7 protein-coding genes and 4 tRNA genes are annotated in these 9,782 nt (G+C 36.6%); 1 reads left to right on the forward strand and 10 read right to left on the reverse strand.

Going from position 1 to position 9,782, the window contains the following annotated elements:
* The 9 genes from tuf to A9G34_RS04015 all read right to left on the reverse strand — a co-directional run.
* On the reverse strand, positions 1-1,167 hold a 1,167-nt coding region (tuf, locus tag A9G34_RS03975), incomplete at its 3' end, for an elongation factor Tu (RefSeq protein WP_065568941.1).
* Between the two features lie 183 nt (positions 1,168-1,350).
* Positions 1,351-1,426 (reverse strand) — tRNA-Thr (locus A9G34_RS03980).
* A 3-nt stretch (positions 1,427-1,429) separates the two neighbouring features.
* A tRNA-Gly gene (locus A9G34_RS03985) sits at positions 1,430-1,504 on the reverse strand.
* A gap of 51 nt (positions 1,505-1,555) precedes the next feature.
* A tRNA-Tyr gene (locus tag A9G34_RS03990) sits at positions 1,556-1,640 on the reverse strand.
* A 33-nt stretch (positions 1,641-1,673) separates the two neighbouring features.
* A tRNA-Thr gene (locus A9G34_RS03995) sits at positions 1,674-1,749 on the reverse strand.
* Positions 1,750-1,915: 166 nt separating this feature from the next.
* Positions 1,916-4,567, reverse strand: a complete 2,652-nt coding sequence (gene adhE / locus A9G34_RS04000; RefSeq protein WP_065568942.1) for a bifunctional acetaldehyde-CoA/alcohol dehydrogenase — start codon at positions 4,565-4,567, stop codon at positions 1,916-1,918.
* A gap of 288 nt (positions 4,568-4,855) precedes the next feature.
* Positions 4,856-5,659: a tRNA cyclic N6-threonylcarbamoyladenosine(37) synthase TcdA gene (gene tcdA, locus A9G34_RS04005; protein WP_065568943.1), complete on the reverse strand. Its 804-nt coding sequence runs from the start codon at positions 5,657-5,659 to the stop codon at positions 4,856-4,858.
* Positions 5,660-5,842: 183 nt separating this feature from the next.
* Positions 5,843-7,198: a PFL family protein gene (locus A9G34_RS04010; RefSeq protein ID WP_065568944.1), complete on the reverse strand. Its 1,356-nt coding sequence runs from the start codon at positions 7,196-7,198 to the stop codon at positions 5,843-5,845.
* A 26-nt stretch (positions 7,199-7,224) separates the two neighbouring features.
* On the reverse strand, positions 7,225-7,494 hold the full coding sequence (locus A9G34_RS04015) for an ACT domain-containing protein (RefSeq protein ID WP_034946844.1): 270 nt from the start codon (positions 7,492-7,494) through the stop codon (positions 7,225-7,227).
* Between the two features lie 145 nt (positions 7,495-7,639).
* Here A9G34_RS04015 and A9G34_RS04020 point away from each other — a divergent pair, with 145 nt between their 5' ends.
* Positions 7,640-8,854, forward strand: coding sequence for a pyridoxal phosphate-dependent aminotransferase (locus A9G34_RS04020; protein WP_065568945.1), 1,215 nt, complete (start codon positions 7,640-7,642; stop codon positions 8,852-8,854).
* A gap of 304 nt (positions 8,855-9,158) precedes the next feature.
* Here A9G34_RS04020 and A9G34_RS04025 read toward each other — a convergent pair.
* Positions 9,159-9,782 (reverse strand): SdrD B-like domain-containing protein (locus A9G34_RS04025; RefSeq protein WP_304363947.1); only part of this gene is annotated, 624 nt, incomplete at its 5' end.

A 9,782-nucleotide genomic window follows, 5' to 3' on the forward strand; every position in this document is an offset into this window, starting at 1 on the left:
TACAACACCAGCACCAACAGTACGGCCACCTTCACGAATAGCAAAACGTAAACCTTCTGCCATCGCAATTGGGTGAATTAATGATACTGTCATTTTAATATTATCACCTGGCATTACCATTTCTACGCCTTCTGGTAATTCAATAGTACCAGTTACGTCAGTTGTACGGAAATAAAACTGTGGACGGTAACCTTTGAAGAATGGAGTATGACGACCACCTTCATCTTTACTTAAAATATATACTTCTGATTCAAAATCAGTATGCGGTGTAATTGAACCTGGTTTTGCTAATACTTGACCACGTTCGATCTCTTCACGTTTTGTTCCACGTAATAAAATACCTACGTTTTCACCTGCACGACCTTCGTCTAGTAATTTACGGAACATTTCAACACCAGTACAAGTCGTTTTTGTCGTTGGTTTGATACCAACAATTTCAACTTCTTCGTTGACTTTGATTACACCACTTTCTACACGACCTGTTACCACTGTACCACGACCTGAAATTGAGAATACGTCTTCAATTGGTAATAAGAATGGTTTGTCAACATCACGTTTTGGTTCTGGAATGTAACTATCTAATGCTTCTGCTAATTCAACAATTTTGTCTTCCCATGCAGCATCGCCTTCTAACGCTTTTAGCGCTGAACCACGAATCACTGGTGTATCATCACCTGGGAAATCATATTGAGATAGAAGCTCACGTACTTCCATTTCAACTAATTCTAATAGTTCTTCATCGTCAACCATATCACATTTGTTTAAGAATACGATAATGTAAGGAACACCTACTTGACGACCTAAAAGAATATGTTCACGAGTTTGTGGCATAGGACCATCAGTTGCTGCTACTACTAAAATAGCACCATCCATTTGAGCTGCACCTGTGATCATGTTTTTAACATAGTCAGCATGGCCTGGGCAGTCTACGTGTGCGTAGTGACGAGTTGGTGTGTCGTATTCAACGTGTGAAGTATTGATGGTGATACCACGTGCTTTTTCTTCTGGTGCGTTATCGATCTGATCGAATGCACGTGCTTGTCCGCCATATTTTTTAGCAAGAACAGAAGTAATTGCAGCTGTTAAAGTTGTTTTACCATGGTCAACGTGGCCGATTGTACCAACGTTAACGTGGGGTTTTGTACGTTCAAATTTTTCTTTAGACATTGATTGTCCCTCAAATGTAATACAAATCGGTGGTGATTCACCACATTAACCAAGTATTATATTTTATATAAACATAATACTAACTTAAAATTAGCTCTAGATGATAACAGATAAAGCTGTCTAGTGACAAGCTTTTAAGCAGTCAAATTCGATATTTTTAGAAGTTTAGGAGAATAACAAGAATGGTGCTGATAGGCAGATTTGAACTGCCGACCTCACCCTTACCAAGGGTGCGCTCTACCAACTGAGCTATATCAGCAATTGGAGCGGGCAGCGGGAATCGAACCCGCATCATCAGCTTGGAAGGCTGAGGTAATAGCCATTATACGATGCCCGCATGTTCAAACTAGGCTACCTAAATGCTTCAATTAGCTATTGCTAACATTAATGGTGGTGGGGGAAGGATTCGAACCTTCGAAGTGTGACACGGCAGATTTACAGTCTGCTCCCTTTGGCCGCTCGGGAACCCCACCCCGAACTTTTATAAATTTGTCTACTTAGAAAAATGGTGCCGGCTGCCGGAATCGAACTGGCGACCTACTGATTACAAGTCAGTTGCTCTACCTACTGAGCTAAGCCGGCCTAAGTGCTGCGCATTATGAACTAGAACATTTCACCTTGCAAGCAAAAAAAACAAATTTTATTTTGTTTGCTTAAAAAAAAATCAAAAATATAAAAAACCCCAAAATATTAGACAATTTTGGGGTTTTATTTAATCAAAATAATATTTTATATTATTTTTAGTTGCTCATTTTTTAGTTTCAACTATATCTTCACTAATATCACCTTTATCTTGATATATACGACCATAATAAGTATCAAGAAGAATTTGTTTTAACTCCGCAATTAGAGGGTAACGAGGATTGGCACCAGTGCATTGGTCATCAAAGGCATCTACTGCAAGCTGATCGACTTCCTCCAAAAATGCTTTTTCATCTACACCAAATTCTTTAATAGAAAATGGAATATCCAGATCTTTTCTGAGTTGATCTAACCAACCAATTAATTTCTCAACTTTCTTCTGATTATTATCAGCAGCCGTGGTTAAACCTAAATGATCAGCGATTTCCGCATAACGACTAATTGCTTTAGGATAACCATATTGGCTGAAAGTACCCTGTTTAGTAGGTTTATCCGTTGCGTTGAAACGTACAACATTACTGATTAACATTGCATTTGCTACACCATGTGGAATATGGAAAGCAGCACCAATTTTATGTGCCATTGAGTGGCAAACACCTAAAAATGCTTGAGCAAAAGCAACACCCGCTAATGTTGCAGCACTATGTACTTTTTCACGAGCAATAGGATTTTTAGCCCCTTCTTTGTAGCTTATTGGTAAATAAGCTTTAAGCATACTTAACGCTTGCAACGCTTGTCCGTCAGAAAATTCACTTGCCATAACTGACACATAAGCTTCTAATGCATGAGTCACTGCGTCATAACCACCAGCGGCACAAAGCGAGCGAGGCATATTCATAACTAAATTTGCATCAACTATTGCCATATAAGGCGTAATAGCATAATCCGCTAATGGATATTTTTGACCTGTTGCATCATCAGTAACAACAGCAAATGGAGTCACTTCAGAACCAGTACCAGAAGTAGTTGTCACACAAATTAGTTTTGCTTTTTTACCCATATTAGGGAAATGGCATGCACGTTTACGAATATCCATAAAACGCAATGCTAATTCATCAAATTTTGTTTCAGGATGTTCATAAAGCACCCACATAATTTTCGCTGCATCCATTGGAGAACCACCACCCAAAGCAATAATCGTATCGGGTTGGAAAGCTATCATTGATTCAGTGCCTTTATATACTATGCTTAAAGTCGGATCAGCCTCTACATCAAAAAATGTTTCGCAGATAACTCCTTGTGATTCTAATTGATCTGTGATTTGTTTTGAGTAACCATTATTAAATAAGAATTTATCAGTGACTAAAAAGACTCGTTTTGCTCCTTGTTCAACAACCTCATTCAAAGCAACAGGAAGTGAGCCACGTTTAAAGTAGATAGAACTTGGTAATTTATGCCATAACATGTTTTCTGCTCTCTTAGCGATTGTTTTTTTATTGATTAAGTGCTTCGGCCCAACATTTTCAGATACCGAGTTTCCTCCCCAAGAGCCACATCCTAATGTTAAAGATGGCGCTAAATCAAAATTGTACAAATCACCAATACCACCATGAGCAGCAGGTTGATTAATTAAAATACGACAAGTTTTCATTTTACTACCAAAATAAGCAATACGTTCACTGTTGCTATCTTGATCAGTGTAAAGAACCGAAGTATGACCCATACCACCCATTTCAACTAATTTTTCAGCTTTATCCACTGCTTCAGCAAAATCTTTAGCTTTAAACATAGCAAGCGTTGGCGAAAGTTTTTCATGGGCAAAAGGTTCAGATAGATCAACCTTACTCACTTCACCAACAAGTACTTTTGAACCAGCTGGCACCTTGATGCCAGCAATTTCAGCAATTTTAACTGCTGGCTGACCAACAATATTGGCATTTAACGCACCTTTATCATTTAAAATAATTGCTTGTACAGCCATAGTTTCTTTAGCATTTAGAACATATGCGCCATATTGAGTTAATAAACGACGCACCTCATCATAGACAGAATCAACCACAACAATTGCTTGTTCTGAAGCACAAATCATCCCATTATCAAATGTTTTAGACATAAGCACAGAAGCCACAGCACGTTTTAAATCAGCTGTTTCATCAATAACCACAGGTGTATTACCTGCTCCAACTCCTAATGCTGGTTTACCTGAACTGTAAGCTGCTTTTACCATACCTGGTCCGCCGGTTGCCAAAATAGCAGCAATATCATCATGATGCATCAGAGCATTTGATAACTCAATAGATGGCTCATCAATCCAACCAATAATATCTTTTGGTGCCCCAGCTTTAATCGCAGCATCTAATACGATACGAGCAGCTTCAATCGTTGATTTTTTAGCTCGAGGATGAGGTGAAAAAACAATTGCATTACGAGTTTTTAAACTGATTAAAGATTTGAAAATTGCTGTGGAAGTTGGATTAGTGGTTGGTACAATGCCGCAAATAATACCCAAAGGTTCGGCCAAAGTAATTGTTCCATAAGGCTCATTTTCAGCCACTATTCCACAAGTTTTATCGTGACGATACTTATTTAAAATATATTCTGCAGCGAAAAGATTCTTTATGACTTTATCTTCAACAATTCCCATACCAGACTCAGCAACCGCTTGCTGTGCCAGTGGAATTCTCGCAGCTGCAGCAGCTTTTGCCGCTTCCCTGAAAATTTTGTCCACTTGCTCTTGTGTATAAGTTGAATAAGTTTCTTGCGCTTTTTTTACACGCTCCATTAACTCATTTAACTCATTCATATTAGTTACTGCCATAGATTACTCCTTGAAATTAAAAAATAAACTTGAATCGTTTGGCGTCTTCCATGAAACTATTTTTAGCGCTTAAGCATAATAAAAAACGAATTAAGGGCTATCCTAAATCAGTTTTTTACTTTATACAATAATATATTGTACAAAAATTGAAAGAGTATATTAATCAATAACCACTTTTGTGACATAGATCAATAAAGATAAAACTATAGCTTTTAATAATAAAATAACTGTTATTAAATGAGATTGGTGATAAAAGAAGATATTAAATAATTGTCACAGACAAATAAATCAACCCTCGCATAATTTATTTAATACATAACTTACAGCAACAAACCCAAAAGTAGCTGTAACGGTTGTAATTGCGCCAAATCCTGATTCACAATCCATTTTTTTAGGACCATTCGCTTTACTTTTTGTTAAGCATATTTGTCCATTTTTAGAAGGATACGTTAGTTGCTCAGTCGAAAACACACAAGGAATACCATATTTACCTTTGCTATCTTTATTTAATTTATAATTATACTTTAGTTTCTCACGTAACTTCGCTACCAATGGGTCTTGAATTGTCTTTGCCAAATCAGCAATTTTAATTTGAGTTGGATCTTTTTGCCCCCCTGCGCCACCAATGGTAATTACTTTCAATTTTTGTCGCTTACAATATGCAAGTACAGCAGCTTTGTCGTATACACTGTCAATTGCCTCAATAATATAGTGATAACGTGGGAATAGTTTTGTTCCTAAATATTCACCAACATTATTCATATTAATAAAATCATCAATTTCATTCACGATACATTCAGGGTTAATTTGTAAAATACGTTCAACCATAACCGAGGTTTTAGCTTTCCCAATATTGGATTTTAAAGCATGAATTTGGCGATTGGTATTTGTCACACAGACATCATCCATATCAATCAGTGTAATTTGACCAATGCCGCTACGAGCAAGTGATTCGGCGACCCAAGAACCTACGCCACCAATACCAATTACACAAATATGCGCTTGGGAAAAATACCGTAGTGTTGATTCACCATAAAGTCTTGCAATACCACCAAACCTTTGGCGATAACTATCAGAAAATGTGTTATGCATAAATATTATTCATATAACTAAAATATGGTTCATACTAACAATGCTCCGAGTTTAACACAACCTATGCCAATAATTACAATCATCGGCTAATTATTTTTTTATGTTTTGTAATTTTATCAATATAAAAATGGATACTAGCTATTAATCCTTAGCATCCATTATCAACTTGATGAGGTCAATATTTTAGTTTTTAAAGGAATGAATTGGCGCAGGAATTCTCCCTCCACGGTTGATAAAATCATATGAGCTAAATTCATTTACTGCCATTACTGGAGCATGACCTAATAATCCACCAAATTCGACATGATCTCCTACATTTAAACCCACTGCAGGAATAATACGTACTGCCGTTGTCTTATGATTAATCACCCCTATCGCTGCTTCATCAGCAATAATTGCCGAAATAGTTTCAGCTGGTGTATCGCCGGGTATAGCAATCATATCAAGCCCAACCGAGCAAACACAGGTCATTGCCTCAAGTTTTTCAAGATTAAGTGCGCCATTATTTACCGCATCAATCATTCCTGTATCTTCAGAAACAGGAATAAATGCACCACTTAATCCACCAACATGACCGCAGGCCATTACGCCACCTTTTTTTACGGCATCATTGAGCATCGCTAGTGCAGCTGTAGTGCCATGGGTACCAACGGCTTGTAATCCCATTTCTTCGAGTATATGAGCAACCGAATCACCAATTGCAGGAGTTGGTGCTAATGATAAATCAACGATACCAAATTTAACGCCTAAACGTTCAGAAGCTTCTTTACCAACCAACTGTCCCATACGAGTGATTTTAAACGCTGTTTTTTTGATCGTTTCAGCAACAACATCAAATGGTTCCCCTTTAACTTTTTCAAGCGCACGTTTAACAACGCCAGGACCGCTTACGCCGACATTAATCACACAATCGGCTTCGCCTACTCCATGAAAAGCACCAGCCATAAAAGGATTATCTTCAACTGCGTTGGCAAATACCACTAATTTAGCACACGCCATACTGCTGTTATCTGCCGTTAACTTTGCGGCTTCTTTGATGATTTTTCCCATCTGTTTTACTGCATCCATGTTGATCCCAGTTTGTGTAGAACCAACATTGACCGATGAGCAAACACGTTCTGTTTGTGCAAGTGCTTGTGGAATTGATTTTATTAAAATCTCATCACCTTTATGGTAACCCTTTTGTACTAATGCCGAAAAACCACCAATAAAGTTGACACCAACTGCTTTGGCAGCTTCATCAAGTGTTTTGGCAAACTCAACATAATCTTTGTCATCACTCGCACCTGCGATTAACGAAATAGGGGTAACTGAAATACGTTTGTTAATAATTGGAATGCCAAATTCAGCTGCGATTTCATCACCAACTTTAACAAGGTTTTTGGCAAGATGAGTAATTTTGTTATAAATTTTTTGACGAGCTTTTTTTCCATCACTGTCAATGCAATCAAGCAATGAAATACCCATAGTTATTGTACGAATATCGAGTTTTTCTTCCTCGATCATTTTAATGGTTTCGAGTATTTGCTTAGTTTCCATTCATATTATCCTTATTAAAAATTAGATTATAAACGATGCATGGCTTCAAAAATTTCTTCACGTTGTAGATTCACTTTTACTCTAAGCTTAGAGGCAGTTTGAATAAGTGCAGCTTTTGCTTCATCAAATGAGAAATTAATTTTGGATAAATCAAGTAGCATTATCATTGTGAAATATTCATCCATGATAGTTTGGCTGACATCTAAAATATTAATGTCTAATTCATATAATTTCTGGCTAATACCAGCAATAATGCCAGTTCGATCTTTACCGATAACAGTTAAAATGGTTTTCATAAAACTCTCCGAACAAATATAATACAATTAAAATTTATTTATTGAGCTAATCATAATATCACCTTCAAAATTTAATTTAATAGGAGTAAATTGTTTTTCCATAAAATAAAAAAAGATCATCACAATAAAATGAAAGGACAACACAATGATAGATTTTCAAAAATCCAATAAACTGGATCATGTTTGTTACGACATCCGTGGGCCAATTCTTGACCTCGCAAAACGACTGGAAGAAGAAGGTCAAACCATTCTCAAATTGAACATTGGAAATCCCGCACCTTTCGGTTTTTCCGCTCCAGATGAATTATTAATAGATGTTATTCGTAATTTATCTTCTTCACAAGGATACTCTGATTCAAAAGGTCTTTATTCCGCTCGTAAAGCCATTATGCAACATTATCAAGCCAGAGGAATTATTAGCCTAGGTATTGAAGATATTTATATCGGTAATGGCGTATCTGAACTGATTGTTCAATCTATGCAGGCACTACTCAATAGTGGAGATGAAGTTTTAGTCCCAATGCCAGATTACCCATTATGGACAGCGGCAATTAGCTTATCAGGTGGAAATGCTGTTCATTATTTGTGTGATGAGCAAGCTAATTGGTCACCCGATTTAGACGATATTAAACGAAAAATCACTACAAAAACCAAAGGTATTGTTATCATTAATCCTAACAATCCAACTGGTGCAGTTTATAGTAAAGAAGTTCTTCTTGGGATCGCAGAAATTGCCCGTCAAAATAATTTGATAATTTTTTCTGACGAAATTTACGATAAAATTTTATATGATGATGCAGTTCATTACTCAATAGCTGCACTGGCTCCCGATTTATTTGTAGTAACAATGAGTGGATTATCAAAAACTTATCGCGTTGCAGGTTTTAGACAAGGTTGGATGGCTCTTTGTGGACCAAAGAACCATGTAAAAAGTTATATAGAAGGTTTAAATATGCTCGCATCAATGCGCTTGTGCGCTAACGTGCCTCTACAGCATGCAATTCAGGGGGCACTAGGTGGCTATCAGAGTATTAATGAATTTATTGTACCCGGAGGACGACTTTATGATCAATGCATGTTGGCATGGCAATTACTTAATGATATTCCTGGCGTTTCATGTACTAAACCACAAGGTGCATTGTATTTATTTCCAAAGCTTGACCAAAAAAAGTTTAATATTCACAATGATCAAAAATTAGTTTTAGATTTTTTATTACACGAAAAAGTGTTACTTGTGCAAGGAACTGGATTTAATTGGCATAAACCAGATCACGTTAGAATTGTTGCTTTACCTCATTTAGGTGAACTTGAAGATGCTATTGGAAGATTTGCTAAATTTTTATCCCACTATAAGCAATAAAAGAAAATTTCAATTAAGCCTCAATGTAATTGAGGCTTACTATTATTATTACATTAACCATATTATCTATAATTCAAATCGTACTAATTAATATTAAAAATATCATTATTACGACGATAACACATTTCTGGCATAATCAATTGATTAAAAATCTTTGTTAATTAAAAAATGAAGAGCTATTTATAAACTTGGTTAAGTATTAACAATAAATTATCTTACATCAAATTGTTAATAAAAAACCCCGATAAACGGGGTAAAATTACAAAAACAGACATCCTTGTCTGTTTTTATCTAAGTTAAATGATTAGGGCTGAACTTCTATCACACCAAAGTCTACTTTACTTGGTAATCCTGGTGATACCCTTACTACCTTAGGATTACGACCACTAACACGGTATTCCTTCGGTAAGCTTCGCGGATCGAGTTTGATAACAAAGTTACCACCACGTTCCCAACGTCCACCCGATACATCGACTAAATGGTAACGCCCATGTGCATCAGTTGTGATAATCTCTCCTCGCACCGTGATTAATTTCACGCCACCAAGTCCTTCCTCACCTTCGTCTTGCACTCCATTACCATTTTTGTCCACAAACACTTTACCAAAAATTAATGCATTATCAAATAATGGGTCTGACGTCACTGTCACTGTTGCTTGAGCTATATTTGACACCACCTTACCTGTTAAGGAATTTAATGCCATTGCTGTGTTCGTATACTCACCTTGAGTTACACCTGAACCCACCACTAACATATAGCTAATGACCATTTCACCATTACCCGATAAACTTACCTTGTCATACGTCACCGTTCTGCCACCTTTCGGATCCATCACTTTCTTACCGTTAACTCGTGATGAACCATTAACAAATTTAAAGCCCGCAGGTAAAATATCTTTAATTTTGATATTTGCTGGTTGTGCTTTATT

The organism is Gilliamella sp. Choc4-2, from assembly GCF_001690355.1.
Lineage (GTDB): Bacteria > Pseudomonadota > Gammaproteobacteria > Enterobacterales > Orbaceae > Gilliamella > Gilliamella apicola_A.